This is a genomic window from Actinomycetota bacterium (assembly GCA_030776725.1).
In the GTDB taxonomy this organism is placed as follows: domain Bacteria; phylum Actinomycetota; class Nitriliruptoria; order Nitriliruptorales; family JAHWKO01; genus JAHWKW01.
In genome coordinates this window covers 12,151-29,103 of sequence record JALYHG010000022.1, presented here as the reverse complement: position 1 = coordinate 29,103, position 16,953 = coordinate 12,151, and the positions used below count along the sequence as shown (strand labels likewise).

At 72.2% G+C, this 16,953-nt stretch carries 19 protein-coding genes; 1 reads left to right on the top strand and 18 read right to left on the bottom strand.

Going from position 1 to position 16,953, the window contains the following annotated elements; translation table 11 throughout:
• Positions 1 to 268: 268 nt before the first annotated feature.
• From M3N57_00975 to hemL, 9 genes are all read right to left on the bottom strand, one after another.
• Complete coding sequence (locus M3N57_00975; GenBank protein ID MDP9021280.1) at positions 269 to 1,192, bottom strand: hypothetical protein; 924 nt, start codon at positions 1,190 to 1,192, stop codon at positions 269 to 271.
• A 13-nt stretch (positions 1,193 to 1,205) separates the two neighbouring features.
• Positions 1,206 to 2,141 (bottom strand): c-type cytochrome, encoded by a 936-nt coding sequence (locus M3N57_00970; GenBank protein ID MDP9021279.1) that lies wholly within the window; start codon positions 2,139 to 2,141, stop codon positions 1,206 to 1,208.
• 30 nt (positions 2,142 to 2,171) lie between these two features.
• Positions 2,172 to 2,768, bottom strand: a complete 597-nt coding sequence (locus M3N57_00965) for a Rieske 2Fe-2S domain-containing protein (GenBank protein ID MDP9021278.1) — start codon at positions 2,766 to 2,768, stop codon at positions 2,172 to 2,174.
• 27 nt (positions 2,769 to 2,795) lie between these two features.
• Positions 2,796 to 3,626, bottom strand: coding sequence for a menaquinol-cytochrome c reductase cytochrome b subunit (locus tag M3N57_00960; protein MDP9021277.1), 831 nt, complete (start codon positions 3,624 to 3,626; stop codon positions 2,796 to 2,798).
• 37 nt (positions 3,627 to 3,663) lie between these two features.
• On the bottom strand, positions 3,664 to 4,365 hold the full coding sequence (locus M3N57_00955) for a cytochrome b N-terminal domain-containing protein (protein MDP9021276.1): 702 nt from the start codon (positions 4,363 to 4,365) through the stop codon (positions 3,664 to 3,666).
• A gap of 198 nt (positions 4,366 to 4,563) precedes the next feature.
• A complete protein-coding gene (locus tag M3N57_00950) occupies positions 4,564 to 4,911 on the bottom strand; it encodes a 4Fe-4S binding protein (protein MDP9021275.1) in 348 nt (115 codons plus the stop codon).
• 84 nt (positions 4,912 to 4,995) lie between these two features.
• Positions 4,996 to 5,514, bottom strand: a complete 519-nt coding sequence (locus M3N57_00945; GenBank protein MDP9021274.1) for a hypothetical protein — start codon at positions 5,512 to 5,514, stop codon at positions 4,996 to 4,998.
• A 103-nt stretch (positions 5,515 to 5,617) separates the two neighbouring features.
• Positions 5,618 to 6,202 (bottom strand): TlpA family protein disulfide reductase, encoded by a 585-nt coding sequence (locus M3N57_00940; GenBank protein MDP9021273.1) that lies wholly within the window; start codon positions 6,200 to 6,202, stop codon positions 5,618 to 5,620.
• Positions 6,199 to 7,482: a glutamate-1-semialdehyde 2,1-aminomutase gene (gene hemL / locus M3N57_00935; protein ID MDP9021272.1), complete on the bottom strand. Its 1,284-nt coding sequence runs from the start codon at positions 7,480 to 7,482 to the stop codon at positions 6,199 to 6,201. Before hemL ends, M3N57_00940 begins: the two co-directional genes overlap by 4 nt.
• Before the next feature lie 94 nt (positions 7,483 to 7,576).
• Between hemL and M3N57_00930 the strand changes: the two genes are divergently transcribed.
• Positions 7,577 to 8,779, top strand: a complete 1,203-nt coding sequence (locus tag M3N57_00930) for a lysophospholipase (protein MDP9021271.1) — start codon at positions 7,577 to 7,579, stop codon at positions 8,777 to 8,779.
• A gap of 112 nt (positions 8,780 to 8,891) precedes the next feature.
• Here the strand turns inward: M3N57_00930 and M3N57_00925 are convergent, their stop codons facing one another.
• From M3N57_00925 to M3N57_00885, 9 genes are all read right to left on the bottom strand, one after another.
• Positions 8,892 to 9,131, bottom strand: coding sequence for a DsrE family protein (locus M3N57_00925; GenBank protein MDP9021270.1), 240 nt, complete (start codon positions 9,129 to 9,131; stop codon positions 8,892 to 8,894).
• Between the two features lie 3 nt (positions 9,132 to 9,134).
• On the bottom strand, positions 9,135 to 10,127 hold the full coding sequence (gene hemB, locus M3N57_00920) for a porphobilinogen synthase (GenBank protein ID MDP9021269.1): 993 nt from the start codon (positions 10,125 to 10,127) through the stop codon (positions 9,135 to 9,137).
• A 10-nt stretch (positions 10,128 to 10,137) separates the two neighbouring features.
• The gene (locus M3N57_00915; protein ID MDP9021268.1) at positions 10,138 to 10,974 is read right to left on the bottom strand and encodes a uroporphyrinogen-III synthase; all 837 of its coding nucleotides are present in this window, start codon (positions 10,972 to 10,974) and stop codon (positions 10,138 to 10,140) included.
• Positions 10,971 to 11,918: a hydroxymethylbilane synthase gene (gene hemC, locus M3N57_00910; protein ID MDP9021267.1), complete on the bottom strand. Its 948-nt coding sequence runs from the start codon at positions 11,916 to 11,918 to the stop codon at positions 10,971 to 10,973. Before hemC ends, M3N57_00915 begins: the two co-directional genes overlap by 4 nt.
• A gap of 7 nt (positions 11,919 to 11,925) precedes the next feature.
• Positions 11,926 to 13,182 carry a glutamyl-tRNA reductase gene (locus M3N57_00905; protein MDP9021266.1) on the bottom strand — a complete coding sequence of 419 codons (1,257 nt, stop codon included), beginning with the start codon at positions 13,180 to 13,182 and terminating at the stop codon, positions 11,926 to 11,928.
• A 62-nt stretch (positions 13,183 to 13,244) separates the two neighbouring features.
• Positions 13,245 to 13,931 carry a redox-sensing transcriptional repressor Rex gene (locus M3N57_00900; GenBank protein ID MDP9021265.1) on the bottom strand — a complete coding sequence of 229 codons (687 nt, stop codon included), beginning with the start codon at positions 13,929 to 13,931 and terminating at the stop codon, positions 13,245 to 13,247.
• 82 nt (positions 13,932 to 14,013) lie between these two features.
• Complete coding sequence (locus M3N57_00895) at positions 14,014 to 14,316, bottom strand: glutaredoxin family protein (protein ID MDP9021264.1); 303 nt, start codon at positions 14,314 to 14,316, stop codon at positions 14,014 to 14,016.
• Between the two features lie 19 nt (positions 14,317 to 14,335).
• Positions 14,336 to 15,208 (bottom strand): hypothetical protein, encoded by an 873-nt coding sequence (locus M3N57_00890; GenBank protein ID MDP9021263.1) that lies wholly within the window; start codon positions 15,206 to 15,208, stop codon positions 14,336 to 14,338.
• A gap of 121 nt (positions 15,209 to 15,329) precedes the next feature.
• Positions 15,330 to 16,889: a long-chain fatty acid--CoA ligase gene (locus tag M3N57_00885; GenBank protein ID MDP9021262.1), complete on the bottom strand. Its 1,560-nt coding sequence runs from the start codon at positions 16,887 to 16,889 to the stop codon at positions 15,330 to 15,332.
• Positions 16,890 to 16,953 lie beyond the last annotated feature (64 nt).

Genomic DNA, 16,953 nt, shown 5'->3' with positions numbered 1-16,953 from the left:
CCGTCGATGCGACTCGTCGATCACGTCGACGCAGCCACGCCCCGACGGCACGTCGACGCACGTCGCGGGGGGGCCGCCCCCACACCCCGCGGCGACCACGGCGGCGATGGTCGCCGCGGTCAGCAGTGCGCGTCGTCCCATCAGGTTGCTCTCGCCGTGCGACCGAGGGTGACGGGCGATGGCTCGCCGACGGGGACAACGCCTGCGACGCGGGCGTGTTCCCATCCCCGCTCGCGGGAGCGGTCGGTCTCGGTGGTCGGGCGCCGGCTCAGGCGGGGACGGGGTCGCGCTCGGCGGTGCGATCCTTCTCGCGGTCCTTCCCGCGCTGCTCCACCCGGTCGAGCCCGAACAGGCAGGCGCCGAACAGCACCGCGGCGATCCCAGTCCAAACCGCCGACGGGAACCAGATCGCCCCGGGGTCCTTGAAGGCGTAGAAGTTCGCCTCTTCGACGACGAACTCCTGGGGATCGGATGAACCCCCCGGCGTCACGTAGCTGGCGACGATCTGGAGCTTGGCACCAGCCACCCGCAGGCCGCGGTCACGGGTGACGAGGATCTCGGGCTCATCAGGGTCGTCCTCGCGCGGCTTGACCCGGGCGCTCAGGAACGGCGACGCCGGCTCGAGGCCCTCGACCTGCGACGGGTCGGGGATCTTGTCGTTGATCGCCCGCCGACGTTGCTGGCCCAGCATCGGGGTGCCGGACTGGCTGGTCGGGAAGTACACCGACAGCATGCGGTCCACGGCGGTGGACAGGTCGCCGATGAGCTGGTCGTAACGGGGATCGCTCTCCAGCTCCTCCTGCGGGGCGTTCGCCATGCCGACGAACTCAGCCGGGGTCTGGAACGCTTCGAGGTCGTTGGTGACCTGGAAGTACTCCGCTCGCTCGGATCCCGGTTCCATCGGGAACCACTTGCCCTGGTAGTGATCGACGGACTGCCCCGGGAAGTACGTCAAGCCGGTCGCGATCGGCGTTCCCGGCGCGCCGAACCACCAGAACACCCCGATGGCCGCCGCGAACGCGAAGAACGCGGTGCCGTAGATCAGGCCACCCTTCTTCCAGCCGTAGTTCGACCACAGCAGCAGGAACACGCTGCCCGCGAAGAAGATGAACCCGATGATCGGGACGAGCGTCGAGGCGATGTGGGTGGGCGGGATCCCCTCCTCGGTGGCCAGCAGAAGCAGGTCAGGCATGGGTTCCTCCGGCTCAGGACGCCCGCTGTTGGATGCTCTCGAGGTAGTCCACCAGCCGCGTGATCGCATCCTCGGTGAGCGCACCTCGCCATGCCGGCATCGGGGGCAGGCCGCCCGGCACCCGCCGCCCCTCCTCGATCGTGTGCCGGACCAGCTCGCGCGCGGCACGGTCGTTCTCCGGCGTCCCGTCGGCGCCGTACCGGGCGAACTCGTGGATCAGCTCGGGGGCGGGCGCGGGACCGTTGGCGCGCTGCCCCGATCCACCCTCGCCGTGGCAGCGGACGCAGTTGGCGTCGAAGATCTCAGCACCGCTGGCCCCGCGGAACGCCTGAGGCTGGTCGACCTCGTCGACCTGGATGGACAGCAGGTAGGCCACGATCGATTCGATCTGCTGGTCGTTCATGGCACCCCCGTACGCCGCGCTCCACGCGGGCATCGGCGTGCCGGCCCGACCGCGACGGATGGTCTCGAGCATGAACTCCTCGACGTCGTCGACGTTGGGGTTGTCCTCGTACCGGGCGACGAAGGTGTTCAGCGCCGGCGCCGGCCACGACGCCTCGAGTCCCGATCCGGGCGGAGGCTGGGCGCTCCCGCCGCTGGCGTCGCTGCCATGGCACTGGGCGCACGCCTCGGCGAACTCCAAGCGGCCGTGCTCGAGGTCACGCTCGTAGAAGACGTCCTTCCACTCGTTGATGCGGGTGGGCTCCAGCAGCCAGTACACCGGGAGGAACAGCGCCATGAACAGCGTCAGCGCGACCCCCCACGACATCGCCCGCTCCAGGCCGGTGCTCTCCAGTTCCTCGTCGGAGTGGTAGGGGCGCATCGACAGGGGGATGTCGCCGACGCGTCGGGGTCCGCGGCGCCGGCCAGGTCCGACCACGAAGTACGCCGCCGCGAAGCCCGCCAGCGCCACGAGCAGCACGATGACGGCGATGTCCCTTGCTTCCATGGTGCCTCTCGGGTCGGTCGGACGTCGTCTTCAGATGTCGATGCAGTGCGGGCCCTCGGGCTCCTGCTGCAGGACGTTGGCGGTCCGGGCAGGGCCGGTCACCACGATCCCGGTGTTGGCGACGAAGTTGCCGTCGTCGTCGATCTCGCTGGGGAACCGATCCAGGCCCCGCGGTGCCGGCCCACCGGTCCACTCGCCCAGCCGGTTGTACTTCGACCCGTGGCAGGGGCACTCGAACCACTGCGACGACTGGCACCACGGCACCCGGCAGCCCAGGTGCACGCACTTCTGGTACAGCGCCATCAGCCCCACGCCGCCGTCGGTGATGACGTGGTCTTCGCCGTAGGCTTCCTCGGCGCCGGGGATGTTGGGGTCCCAGGTCACCACGTACAGACGACCTGCGGGGTACTCGAACGGGGCGTTCTCCGACTGGATGTCGCTGAGCAGCTCATCGACCGACCCCACTGTGATCTGCGCCCCGAAGCCCTCGCCCAGGTTGGGCCACAGGAACCCCAGCGACGCGGCACCGAACGCGCCCACCCCGCCGGCGGTGCCGGCGATCAGAGCCGTCCGCAGGAAATCGCGGCGCTTGATCGTGGGCAGGTTCCAGCCCTTGGTCTTAGCCATGTCGGCGCATCGCTCCTGTCGTGCCCACTACATCTCGAAGTACAGGCCGTCGAGCCAGGGCCAGACGAAGTTGAACCCGGGGCCGCGGAAGAACGAACCGAACATCACCAACCACGTCCACATCACCATGAAGAACGTGAAGGCCATGGCCGCGAACTTGCGGTACTCCGGGTGCATCGACGGGTTGCGGTCCAGGTAGGGGGTGGCGCCGAGCACGATCAGGCCGACGCCGGGGATCGTCACGCCGGCGATCATCGGGTGGAAGTAGCGCAGTAGCTCCTGCAACCCCAGGAAGTACCACGGTGCCTTGGAGGGGTTGGGCGTGAGGTTGGGGTTGGCCAGCGCGCGGAAGGTCGGATCGAGGAAGTAGCTCACCACGAGCAGCAGTGCGGACACGGCCAGCAGCGACACGAACTCGACCGCGAACAGGTGTGGCCAGGTGTAGACCTTGTCCTGCTGCTTGCTCTGCACCTGCTGGATGCCCTCGGGGGGGATCATCGCCAGCAGGCGGTGGGTGTGCTCCTCGCGCGTCTGGAGGTTCGGCCCGCCCCCGTCCGGTCCGAGCGCGGCTGCGACCCGTGCGGCCCGCTGCGCGGGAGTGAGCCGCCCAGCCGGCACCTCCTCGGTGGCGGTGGCGGCCTTGGTCGCCGGGACGCCCTCCGACCCGCCGCCGACGGCGGCTTCCGCGGGTTCGCTCCGCGCCGCGCCCTCGTCGGCCGCGCCGACCTCTTCACGAGCCTGCGCCTTGGCCTTGCGAACGGCCGCGGCCTTGGCCTTGGCGCGGGCGATCCGCTCGCTCTTGCCCTCCGCGATCAGCCGGTCGTAGGTCTCCTGGTCGATCTCGACCTGCTCGGACATCAAGCCTCCTTGGGGGGTGGGGCGGGAACCCGGGCGCTCACAGCGGGCCCGAGATGCCGCCGTCCTTGCGGATGCGCCAGAAGTGCACGGCCAGGAACAGGACGAGGATGAACGGCAGGAACAACACGTGGAGCACGTACCACCGCAGCAGCGTGTTCGGCCCGATCTCGACGCCGCCGAGGAGGACGAACTGCACCTGGCGGCCGAACACGGGCGTGTAGCCCATCATCGAGGTACCGACCTGGACCGCCCAGATCGCGAGCTGGTCCCACGGCAGCAGGTACCCGGTGAACGACAGCAGCAGCGTCAGCTGCAGGAGCATGATCCCCACCACCCAGTTGAACTCCCGGGGTGGTTTGTACGCCCCGTGGTAGAAGACCCTGGCCATGTGCAGGAACACCGTGAACACCATCAGGTGGGCGGCCCACCGGTGGAGGTTGCGCACCAACTGCCCGAACGTGACGTTCGCGATGATGTCGCGCATGTCCAGGTACGCCAGCTCCTGCCCGGGCCCGGCGGTCGGCCGGTAGAAGAACATCAGGAAGATGCCGGTGATCGTCAGGCCGATGAACAGGAAGAACGACAGGCCCCCGAGGCAGTACGTGTAGGTGAGCTTCAGGCCGTGACGCTTCACCTTGACCGGGTGCAGGTGGTACAGCACGTTGTTCATCGCCGCGAGCGCACGGTCACGCGACGTGTCCCGGTAGCCCCGCCGGTAGATCGAGCCCGGGCGGAACATCGACTTCCAGACAACGTTGTCCTGGATCCGGCCCTTGACGTCGTTCAGGTCCTTGGGCCGGCGCTCCTTGAGCCGCTCCCGCAGCTCACCGATCTTCGACACGCTGACGATCTCCTCGCGTCGGTCCTCGGTCGCCACGCCGACCGACCGGTGACCCGCGTCGGCGCGTCACCTGGCGCAGCGGTGGTGACCCATCTGCTAGTAGCCCTCGACCCTCCCGAGCCACAGAGCGTCGGACGGGCACCGCTCCACGCAGATCGCGCAGCGGGTGCACTCGGCGTCGTCGATGATGAACACCGCACCCGACGTGTCCGCCAGCGACTTGATCTCCGGGTTGGTGGCATCCCGGATGACCGCGGGGTCCATCATGTAGATGCACTCCCACGGGCACACGTCCTCGCAGGCGCGGCACAGGATGCACAGCTCGGCGGTCAACCCGATGTGGCGCTTCGGCTTGACCCGCTCCTGCAGCCACTGCGCGTCGACCGTGTCGACCGTGTAGTCGTCGAACATCAAGGGGTGTTCACCCCGGTCGGTCTTACCCACCCTGGCCCTCCTGCGTCGCGGCGGCACGCCTCCTGGACGGGAGGCTCGCCCTGCGGTGGTACCGCATCGTCGACGTCGCGGCCACTAGCGGTAGCCACCGGGCTCGCGTCGTTCCTCACCGGGAGCGAGCGGTTTGGGCAGGCGCTTCTGGATGGCGACCGCGGCCCACAACAACGCACCGATCGCGACCAGGTGCCAGCCGACCACGACCAGGTCGCGGAGCACCTGGTACAGGTCGGTGGCGACGTCGAGGTAGTTCCCGCCGCCGACGGGGATCCGCAGCGACGTGGGGATGATCCTGTCCTCGAGGATCTCCTTGTTGGAGTCGACGAAGTAGATCCACGCGGACGGCAGGATGCCGAAGACCCACCACAGCACGCCCATCCCGGCGATCGCTCCCATGGTGGCCGACACCCACTCGCGCTTCTGGTAGGTGACGTGGGCGACCGCCAGCGGCAGGCCGATGATGAACACTCCCCAGATCGCCACGATGACGAAGCCCCACCAGCCGTTGCCGACGTTGCTGGGGTCGCCGAACTCGTAGAGCGCGCGGAAGGCCTCCGGCAGCGCCCGGAAGAAATCGACGAACCAACTCAGGCTCAACCCGTCCTCGTCGTCGCCTGCGGGCCAGGGAGCCTACAGCGGCCCACTACGGCCAACAAACGACCGCTCCGCGCGCGCCTGCGCGCGACGGCAGCACGGTCGATCATCCGTCGACGTGACGCAGGTGCTGCGCGATCAACGCCCGCAGTTCGTGGGCCGTGAGCGGCCCGGCGTGACGGTGGACGATCCTGCCGTGGCGGTCGACGAGCACGGTGGTGGGCATGCCCCGAGCTTGCACGGCCCGGTAGAAGCTGCCGTCAGCGTCGACGACCTGTTCGTACGTCACGCCGGTCTGGCGGGCCAGCGTGCGGGCCTTGTCCAGATCGTCCTCCTTGTCGACGCCGACGAAGCGCACCTCGTCGCCGAGCTCGCGGTGGACGGCCTCAAGATCCGGCATCTCTTCGACGCAGAACGGGCACCAGGTGGCCCAGAAGTTGACCACGGCTGGCTCTCCGCGGAGCTCGGCGGTGTGCAGCTCGCCCTCCCCGTCCAGGCGCGGCAGGCTGGCGTCGGGGAGAGGCTGGCCAGCTTCGAGGGTGCCCAGCAGCGGCACCGACGCGGCATCCGACACCTGCGTCTGCGGGTCGTCGCCGCAACTCGTGATGGCCACAGCGAGCGCCAGGACGGAGAGGATCAACGACCGCACGCCACGCCAACGCGGCACCGCGGCCGACGGTTCCGGCCTCATCGCCCCACCACCTCCTCGGCGGCGTCCCTGGCCGCGTCGGCCACGGCCCGGACCGGTTCCCCGTCGTGCGCCAGCGACGGGAAGAGGATCTCGTACCCGGACGGGGGGAGGTACACGCCGCGACGCAGCATCGCGTGGAAGAACCGTGCGTAGGCCGCGTGGTCGGCCTCACGGGCGGTGGCGTCGTCGACGACGTGAGTGGGACCGAACGTCACGCCCGCCAGCGCCCCGACCTGTCCCACCGTCGCCACGACGCCGGCTGCGTCGAACGCCCGTTCGAGTCCGTCGACCAGTGCCGTGGCCACCGCGTGGAGCCGGGTGAACGCGGCGTCGTCGAGGAGACGCAGCTGCGCCAGGCCGGCCGCCACCGCGACCGGGTTCCCCGACAGCGTCCCCGCCTGGTACACGGGGCCTGCCGGGGCCAGTTCACCCATCACGTCGGCCCGGCCACCGAATGCCGCCAGCGGCAGGCCGCCGCCGATCGCCTTGCCCAGGACGGTCAGGTCCGGGACGACGCCCGCCCACCCCTGCGCCCCGCCCCGCCCCAGCCGGAAACCGGTGATCACCTCGTCGAAGATCAGGAGGGCACCCGCCTGGTCCGCACGGCCGCGGAGCGCCGCGAGGAAGCCGTCCACCGGGGGCACCAACCCCATGTTCGCGGCGATCGGTTCGCAGATGATCGCGGCGAGGTCGTCACCGGCCTGCTCCAGCGCCCGGTCGACGCCGTCCAGGTCGTTCCACGCAGCGACGACCGTGTCGCCGGCCGCACCGGGCGTGACACCGGGAGACCCGGGGACACCGAGGGTGGCGACACCAGACCCGGCCTGGGCCAGGAGCGCGTCGCTGTGGCCGTGGTAGTGGCCCGCGAACTTGATCACGACGGCGCGCCCGGTCGCAGCGCGTGCCAGCCGGACCGCGCTCATGGCCGCCTCGGTCCCCGACGAGACCAGCCGGACCTGCTCCACGGACGGCACGGCCGCGATCAGCTCCTCGGCGATCTCGACCTCCCCGCGGGTGGGTGCACCGAACGTCGAGCCGCGCCGCAGCGCCGCCGCGGCCGCGGCGACCACCTCCGGCTGGGCGTGCCCCAACGGGAGCGGCCCCCACGACTGCACCAGGTCGACGTAGCGGGCGCCGTCCTCGTCCCACACGTACGGGCCCACACCACGGGTCAGGAACGGCGGCGTCCCCCCGACGGACCCGAAGGCGCGCACGGGCGAGTTCACGCCCCCCGGGATCGCCCGCAGGGCGCGGGCGTACAGCTGCTCTGACCGCTCCATCGCCGGCGAGGCTAACCGGCGCGTTGGTGTCGGCACTGCGAGGTGCGCGCTACCGCTGGCAACGTGGCGTCACCTACCCTGCCGCCATCGCGACGTGGGAGGCCTGTCGGTGGTGGGGACCGCACGGGCGCTGTCGGCCGCGGTCGGTGCCGCCGTGGTCGGAGCCGCCGGTGCGGCCGGCTGGCGGTTCGCGGATCGCGTCCTGCAACCGCAACGCGCCCGCCGACCGGAGGACGACGCCGATCCGGAGGCGGCCGTGCGGGTGGTCGCGATCGACGACCACACCGTCACCCTCACCGGGCCGGCCGCGGGATGGCCCGGCCGGTGGGGGCTGTCGCTGTCACGCGGGTACGGGCAGGTCGGTCCCGGCGCGCCCGGCAACACCGACGGCGACGTGGTGCGCCCGTTCCGGCTGCTGACCGGCGATCCCAGCCCCGGAGATGGCGTCCTGGACGCGCACGCCTGGCCGGCCGACCCGCGAACCCTGCACCTGCCGTGGGAGGACGTGACCTACCACTCCCCCGCCGGCGTCTTCCCGGCATGGCGGATCGAGCCCGCCCCGTCGACGGTGCCGACCGGCACCTGGGCGGTGGTGGTGCACGGCCGCGGCGGACGTCGCACGGAGGGCCTGCGCTACGTCCCGACGCTGGCTGCGCAGGGGTTGACCAGCCTGGTGATCAGCTACCGCAACGACGCGGATGCGCCCCGCAGCGCCGACGGTCTGTCGCACCTGGGCGATACCGAGTGGCAGGACGTCGAGGGAGCCGTGGTCCACGCCCTGGCGCACGGCGCGCGTGATCTGCTACTGGTCGGCTTCAGCATGGGCGGCACAGCGGTGCTGTCGTTCCTGCGGCGGTCGGCGCACGCGGACGCGGTCACGGGCCTCGTCCTCGAGGCGCCGGTGCTGCAGTGGCCACCGGTGCTGTGGCGCAGCGCACAGCGTGCCGGCGTGCCACGCCCGCTGCTGCCGGTCGTGGTGCCCGCAACGATGGCGATCTCGAGGATGCGGGCCGGGATCGACTGGAGGGACCTGGACCACGCCGGCCACGCCGGCGACCTGCGTCATCCACTGCTGCTGGTGCACGGCGCCGCGGACGATCACGTCCCGGTGGCGGCGAGCGACGCCCTCGCGCGGCGGCGCCCCGACCTGGTCCGCTACGTCCGCGTGCCCCACGCCGGCCACGTGCAGTGCTGGAACGTGGACACCGACGGGGTGGAGGCCGAGCTCGCGGGGTTCGTCTCCGCGTTGTCCACCGGCCGGCGCCGACGTGCCCGCCGATGGCGGGTCAGAACGTGAGCACCCGGTCGTGGTCGGCGACGAGGCGCGCCACGTCCGGTGGGGACACCCACGTGCCGTTGATCGCGGCGAGGTCGTCGTCGGTCACCGCACGGGCGACCGCGCACGCCTTTCAGACGTAGACGGGGACGTCGTGTTCGACGAGCTTGGCGAACAGGTCGCGCAGCGCCGGGACGGCGACACCCTGTAGCTCCTCGCGCGTCCCCGGCCGCGCGAGGTCGGTGGCGTCACCAGCGAGGACCACGGAGACGTCCTGGCCCTCCTCCAGCGATCCGTTGGCGGCCAGATGCAACGGCACGGACGCCCCGGTGGGGTCGCCCACACCACGGTTGACGATGTACAACACGTTCACAGCTCATCCCTCCTGCAGCGCCTGCGCCATCTCACCCGCGGCGTAGGTGAGGACCAGGTCCGCCCCGGCGCGGCGGATCCCCACGACCGCCTCGTGCATCGCCCGCGCCCCGTCGATCCAGCCGCGGTCGGCCGCGGCCTTGATCATCGCGTACTCACCGGACACGTGGTAGGCGGCGACCGGCAGGTCGTAGCGCTGGCGGACGTCCGCGACCACGTCGAGGTAGGGCAACGCGGGCTTGACCATCACCACGTCGGCGCCTTCCGCGACGTCGAGCGCGACCTCACGGCGAGCCTCTCGACGGTTGGCGGGCGGCTCCTGGTACGCGGAGCGGTCGCCGAACGCCGGGGCGCTCTCGGCGGCGTCGCGGAACGGTCCGTAGAACGCTGACGTGAACTTCGCGGCGTACGCCACGATGCCCACGCGAGCGTGCCCGGCCACGTCCAACCCGTCACGGATCGCCGCCACCTGCCCGTCCATCATCCCCGACGGGGCGACGAGATCGGCGCCGGCCTCAGCCTGGGTCACGGCCTGGCGGACGTACCCGGCGACCGCCGCGTCGTTGTCGACCTGCCCGTCGGCGGTGAGCGGCCCGCAGTGGCCGTGGTCGGTGTACTCACACAGGCAGGTGTCGGCCCACAGCACGACCTCGTCACCGAGATCGTCACGCAACGCCCGCAGCACTGCGGGGACCGGCCCGGTCGGATCCCAGCCGCCAGAACCTTGTGCATCCTTGGCGGCGGGGACGCCGAACAGGATGAAGCTGGAGACGCCCAGCGCATGCAGCCGTTTCACCTCGGCCCGGACGCTGTCGCGGGAGTGCTGCACGACCCCGGGCATCGTGTCGACGGGGACGGGCCGGTCGATGCCGTCCTTGACGAACACGGGGGCGACCAGATCCGCCGGGTGCAGACGGGTCTCGGTGAAGGCCCGGCGCAGGCCCGGGGTACGACGCAACCGGCGCAGGCGGACCGCTGGGAAGCCGGGGGAGGTCATCGGCCCGAGTCTAACGACCCCGGACCCCGCGACGGCCGGCCGCACCCGACGGCCCGTCAGCCGGCCCCGATCGTGACGAACGCACCGTCGCGGCCGCGCGGATCAGCGCCTCGACCAGGCCATCGAGGTCGTGGCGGGCGGCCTCCTCGGCGACCTCGATGCCGAGCTCCCGGCATGTGGTCGACGTCACCGGCCCGATCGTGACCACGCGGCCGCGCCACGGCAGGTCGCCGACGAGCCGGACGAAGTTCCGCACGGTCGATGACGACGTGAACGCCAGCAGGTCGATGTCCGCCGCGAGCCGGTCGGCCACCCCAGGCGTCAGACGTTCCGGCGGGGCGGTGGTGTACGCGTCGACCGTGACGGGCTCGTAGCCGCGGGCGCTCAGCACCCGCGGGAGGGTGTCCGACGCGATGTCGGCGCGGGGCAGCAGCACCCGCCCGGTTCCGGCGGCGAAGGCCTCACCCAGCGCGTCGGTGGTCGACGTGTCGGGCACGAGGTCGGGTTCGATGCCCAGCTGCTCGCGGAGCGCTGCGGCGGTGGCGGGTCCGACCGCGGCGACGCGCACGCCGGCCAGGAACCCGCGGCCGAGCCGTGCCTCCTCGACGACGGCGGCGACCGCCGAAACGCCGTTGGGGGAGGTGAAGCACACGGCGATGAAGCGTTGTGCGGCGACCTGACGCAGCGCATCCAGCAGCGCGGTGCGGTCACCTGGCCGGATCACGATCGTCGGGGCCTCCACCGGCTCACCACCCAACGCCCGGATCTGAGCCGACAGCTCACCGGCCTGCTCCGGGGCTCGCGTCACCAGGACCGACACGCCAGCCAGCGGTCCGTCGCGGGTCACGGGCCACCCATCGGCACGCGGCGCCGGGCGGCTGCCAGCCGCACCAGGACGGCATCACCGCCACGGGCACGCAGCATGTCGGCCACGACGGAGGCGAGCTCGTCGCCGGCGTGGCGCCCGGCGCGGTGGCTGGCGCGAAGCAGCGTCGTCCCCGTCGGGTCGGCGAGCATGCCCAGCAGCTCCAGTCCGTCGGCGGTGAGCTCGGCGTGCGCCCCGATCGGGGCGGTGCACCCCCCCTCGAGTGCGGCCAGCAGAGCGCGCTCCGCTCGGACGGCCAGCCGGGTGTCGTGGTCGTCGACGAGCGCCAGCGCAGCACGCGTGTCGGGGTCGTCGTCGCGACACTCGATCGCCAGCGCTCCCTGCGCCGGAGCGTGCAGGCACTCGCCGTGCTCGAGCGCCACCGCCTGGACGTCGAGTTGGATCGGACCGAGGCGACGCACGCCCGCGACGGCCACCACGACGGCGTCGAGGTCGCCGTCCGCGACGCGCCGCAGGCGCGTGTCGAGGTTGCCGCGGAGTGGCTGGACGAGGAGATCCCGGCGGGCGCGCTGCAGCTGGGCCCGCCGACGCGCGCTGGACGTCCCGACCGTGGCGCCGCGGCGGAGCGTCGACAGCCGCTCTCCTCCGCGTGTGACCAGCAGGTCACGGGGGTCCTCACGTCGGGGCACCGCCGCGACGACCAGGCCGTGTGCGGTGGCGGTCGGCAGGTCCTTGTAGGAGTGCACCGCGCAATCGGCGTGTGCGTCGAGGACGGCCTGGCGGACCCCGTCGACGAACAGCCCCTTGGCGTCGAACGCCTGCACCGCCCGGTCGGGGTGATCGTCGCCGGTGGTGGACAGCGGCACGAGCTCGGCGGGTCGACCGGTGGCGGCGGCCAGCGCATCCGCGACCTGCTGCGACTGGGCGCGGGCGAGGGCGCTGCGACGTGTCGCGATGCGCCACATCCGCGCGCTACTCGTCGAGGTCGAACAGGTCGCGCAACGCGATCGCGTAGTGCTCGGCACCGCCTCGATCAGCGAGCGCCTTCAAGCGGACGGTGGGATCGTGCAGCAACGTGTTGACGATGCCGTGGGTCAACGCCTCCACCGCCTCACGCTGGCGGTCGTCGAGACCCGCGAGCCGGCTGGACAGCCGTCCGAGCTCGCCGGTGCGCACGTACTCCGCCCGCTGGCGTAGCGCCCGGATGGTCGGTTCGACCCGGACAGCCTGGAGCCAGGCGCGGAAGCGGGCGGCCTCGTCCGCGACGATCGCGGTCGCTTCCACGACGACGTCGCCGGTGACCGAACGGTCGACCACCTCTCGGATCGTCTCCAGGTCGATCAGCGTCACCCCGGCCAGGTCACCGCAGAGGGGGTCGACGTTGCGTGGCATGGCCAGGTCGACGACGACCAGCGGGCGGTCACGGCCCTCGACCGCCCCGCCGACGAGGTCCGCGTCGAGCAGGTGCGCGGACGCCCCCGTGCAGCACACGACGACGTCGGCCGCGGCGAGCGCCTGGCGCAGGGCGCCGTCGCCGACGACCTCACCGCCGACGCGGCGGGCGAGACGGTCGGCGCGCTCGGTGGTGCGGTTGCGTACCAGGATGCGGCCCGCCCGGTCGCGGACGAGCCGTTCCGCGGTCAGCGACCCGATCGTTCCCGCACCGACCAGCAGGACCGTGCGGTCGGCGAGCGATCCTGCACGGTCGGCGGCCGCGTCGAGGCCGACGTCGACCATCGACGCCACGCCCTGGGTGATGTCGGTCTCGCCGCGGACGCGCCGCGACACGTACAGCGCCTGGTCGAACAACCGCTGCAGCACGCGGCGGGCCGCGCCCTCGTCCTTGGCGGCCTTGGCGGCCTCACGCACCTGGAGGGCGATCTGCTGCTCGCCCACGACCAGCGAGTCCAGGCCGGACGCCACCGCGAACAGGTGCTCGGCGGCGCGCTCGTCGTAGTGGCCGTAGTGCACGCCGTCGAGGTCGGTCACCGCCAGGTCGCCCCGGCCCGCGAGCCAGCTCAGCAGCTCCGCCAGGCCGTCGTGGAAGCGGCTGACGTGCGCGTACACCTCGACCCGGTTGCAGGTCGACAGCACGGTGGCTTCAACGACGTGCTCGAGGGCGGTCAGCGACCGCAGCGCCTTGGGCAGCTCGTCGGCCGGCACGGCGACACGCTCGAGCAGCGAGAAGTCGGTGCTGCGGTGGTTCATCCCCAGGACGAGGAGCGACACGGCACCCTTGACCGTCGCGGACGGGTCACAGAACAGCGTACCGCGCCGCGGACGCGGACCTGTCAGCCTGGCTGGCCGGCGCGGGGCGCGATGCGGAGGCCTGGCGGGCGCTCGGGTGTGCGGCGCTGCTGTTCGTGGTACGCGAGGATCTGCAACTCGGTGGAGACGTCGACCCTCCGCACCCGCACCCCAGCGGGGACCTCGAGGTGGGTCGGGGCGAAGTTCAGGATCGAGGTGACGCCTGCGGCCGTGAGGCGGTCGGCGACCTCCTGGGCGTGCTCGCCGGGCACAGCGAGCACCGCGATGGCGACGGCGTCGCGTGCAACGATGACCTCGAGGTCGTCCAGCGGTGCGACGCGGTGACCGGCGACCTCCTCCCCGACCTGTGCGGGGTCGGCATCGAACAGTGCGACGAACTCGAAGCCTCTCTCAGCGAACCCGCCGTAGCTGGCGAGCGCACGCCCGAGGTTGCCGACTCCCACCAGCACGACGGGCCACTCGCGGTCCAGGCCGAGGACCTCACCGATGTGGTCGAGGAGGTCACGGACCGGGTAGCCGACCCCGCGCGTGCCGTAGGTGCCGAGGAAGGACAGGTCCTTGCGGACCTGGGCGGATGTGACCCCGGCCGCCTGCGCCAACCCGTCGCTGGACACGGTGCGGGTACCGGTGTCGGACAGCTCCAGGAGGATCGCCAGGTAGGTCGGCAGCCGGCTGACGGTCGCCTCGGGGACACGGCGGTCGCCGTTCACGGTCGCTGCCGCAACCTGCTCGCCGCGAGCCCCCCCGCCCACGCCGGTCCGCTGCCCTGGTGAGCGCTCACCGCGCCCGGTGTCACGCCCGCCGCCACTCGGCCCACCGGCCGCGGCGGGCATAGCGGATGGCCTGGCGGACCACACCCGGCTCCAGGCGCCCCTCGGCCACCTCGCGGCCGTCGACGACCACGACGGGGACCCGGATGTTGTACCGGGCCTGCAGTTCAGGATCCTGGTCGATGTCGATCAGACGGACCTGCGCGCCCCGGGCCTCCGCCGCGGCGCGATCCTCGGCCTCCTCGCACAACCGGCACCCCTCGCGGGTGTAGACCTCCACCGTGACGCGGCGGCGGCGCCGTCCCGATCCCAGCGTCAGCGTCATGGCGTCGAGCCCTCCACCGTCACGGCCGCTGCGCTTCGCCGGAGCGACTCCCGGTGACCGGCCGCGGCGGGGGGGCCGCCGCCGGCAGCGGGCGTGTGGTGCGGGCGAACCCCGCGTACATCACGGAGACGCCGACGGCGAACGCCACGGCGTGACTCTCGGTGTCGCCCAGGAACGCGAACGCGCCACCCGAGGCCGACACCAGCACCCCGAGCGCGATCAACAGGTTCCCGACGGCCAGGTGCGGGGTTCCCTGGCCACGCAGGCGCAGCGCGCTCGTGACGGACCCGACCACGACCAGGACCGCACCGAGGGCGTTGCCGGCCACCGCGAAGCTGCGGACGCCGGGGGCGAACAGGTCCCTGCCTTCCGGGAGCTCGGTGGTGGGTACCGGGCCGGCCAGGCCAGCCGCCAGGACGGCGAACCCGGCCACGGCGGTGAACGTCGCCACGATCGCCATCGAACCCGCGGGGGCTGCGTCGCCCGCCGCGGTCAGCAGCAGCACACCCCACAGCGCCGACAGCACCACGCCCGTGGCGAACAACGTCGGCTCGGCGGACACCACCAGTGGGATCGCCATCACCACCGCGACGATCAGGGCGGTCACCCCGAGGACCCGCAGGTTGACCCGGTCGCGGGCCGCGATCTGCACCGTGCCCAGAGCCAGCCACGGCACGACGAGGACCCCGCCGAACAGGTAGTAGACCCGGAACCATCCGCTGGACCATCCGGCTGCCTCGCCGTAGGCCAGGGCCGTGGCGGCCACGGCGAACATCGCGAGCGACACCGCCCAGGTCAGCAACGCCGGGTTGATCCGGCCCCGCCTGACGTAACGGCGCACCAGCGTCACGGCGAACAGCGCCGCCACCACCGCGGCGGCCGCCGACACCACGAAGCCCAGCTGCAGCGTCGCCTCCTCACGACCGGGGCGTGCAAGGACCGTACCGCGTCGTGGAGCCGGCTCAGGGACGCTTTGAGGATCCCAGCCGCCGCCTAGCCAGCCGCCCCACCGTTCAGGCGTTGACGTGGCGCGACGCCGGCTCGCTGCGGAGCACCGTGCGCCGGACCTTCCCGGTGGCGGTGTGCGGCAGCTGTCCCACGAACTCGACCACCGCCGGGCACTTGAACCGGGCCAGGTGCTCCTGTGCCCACGCCACCACGTCGTCCTCGGTGAGCTCCGCCCCGGGTCGGCGCACCACGAACGCCTTCACCGCCTCACCGGCGTACGGGTGGGCCACCCCGACCGCCGCCGCGGCGAGGATGTCGGGGTGTCGGTGCAGCACGTCCTCGACCTCGCGCGGGTAGACGTTGAAGCCGGAGACGATGATCAGGTCCTTGAGGCGGTCGACGAGGCGCAGGTCACCGTCGGCGTCGAAGATGCCGACGTCCCCCGTGCGCAGCCACCCGTCCGGGGTGAGGGTCGCCGCCGTCTCGGCTGGGTCGTCCCAGTACCCGACGAAGACGTTGGGTCCGCGCACCCAGACCTCCCCGGGGTCGCCCGGCTCGACGGCGCGGCCGGCGTCGTCGACCAGCCGCAGCTCCACGCCGGGCAGCGGCGCGCCGACGCTCCCGGGTTTGGCGACCCCGCCCATGGCGGTGGTGGTCACCGCCGGTCCCGCCTCGGTCAACCCGTAGCCCTCCCAGATGGTGACCCCCACCTCGTCACGGAACCGCTCGAGCACGGGTGCGGGGAGCGGCGCCGCCCCGGAGACCGCCACTCGGACCGATGACCAGCCCGCCTCGGCCACCCGCGGCGTGTTCAGCCACGCGAGGTACATCGGCGGGGCGCCGAGCACCACGGTGACACGGTGACGGTCGATCAGGTCGAGGGTCGCAGAAGGATCGAAGCGCTCGGTCAGCACGATCGTGGCCCCGATCCGCACTGCGCTTCCCAGCCCCACGTTCAGCGCGTAGATGTGGAACAGGGGAAGCACGGCCAGCACGACGTCGTCAGGCTGAACGGCGAGCGGAGTCGCGAGGACCTGGTCCTGGTTCGCCGCGAGGTTCCGCCGGGTCAGCATCGCGCCCTTGGGCCGTCCCGTCGTCCCGCTGGTGTACACCAGCGCCGCGACGTCGTCGGGGCTGCGCTCGACCGGCGTGTACGGGTGTCGGGCGTTGACCAGCTCCCGCCACGTCGCGGTGCCCCGCGGCGCGCCGACGTTGCCTGTCACGACGACGTGGTGGACCGACCCGCCCGCCACGGAACGGATCTTGTCGATGCCGCGTGTCCCCGCCTCGCCGACGATGAGCGTGTGGGCGCCGCTGTCAGCCAGGATCGAGCCGACCTCCTCGCCGGTGAGCGCCGGGTTGAGGGGAACGACCGTCGCACCGGCGCGGAGCGCACCGAGGAAGGCCTCCACGAACGCCGGCGTGTTGCCCAGCATGACCGCGACCCGGTCTGTCTGGCCGACCCCGAGCCGCTGCAGGCCACCGGCGGCGTGGGTGACGAGACGGTCGAGCTCGCCGTAGGTCGTCGCCCGATCCTGCCAGCGCAGCGCCACGTGGTCCGGCCGCCGCTCCGCGGTCTCGCTCAGGCGCGCCGCAAGATCGGGCCGGGGGTGGTGATCGCGCACGGCATCCAGGTCCCGGTCGGGGCGGGGGGAGCCTACCGACGACGGTGGTGACCCTGTCACGTTG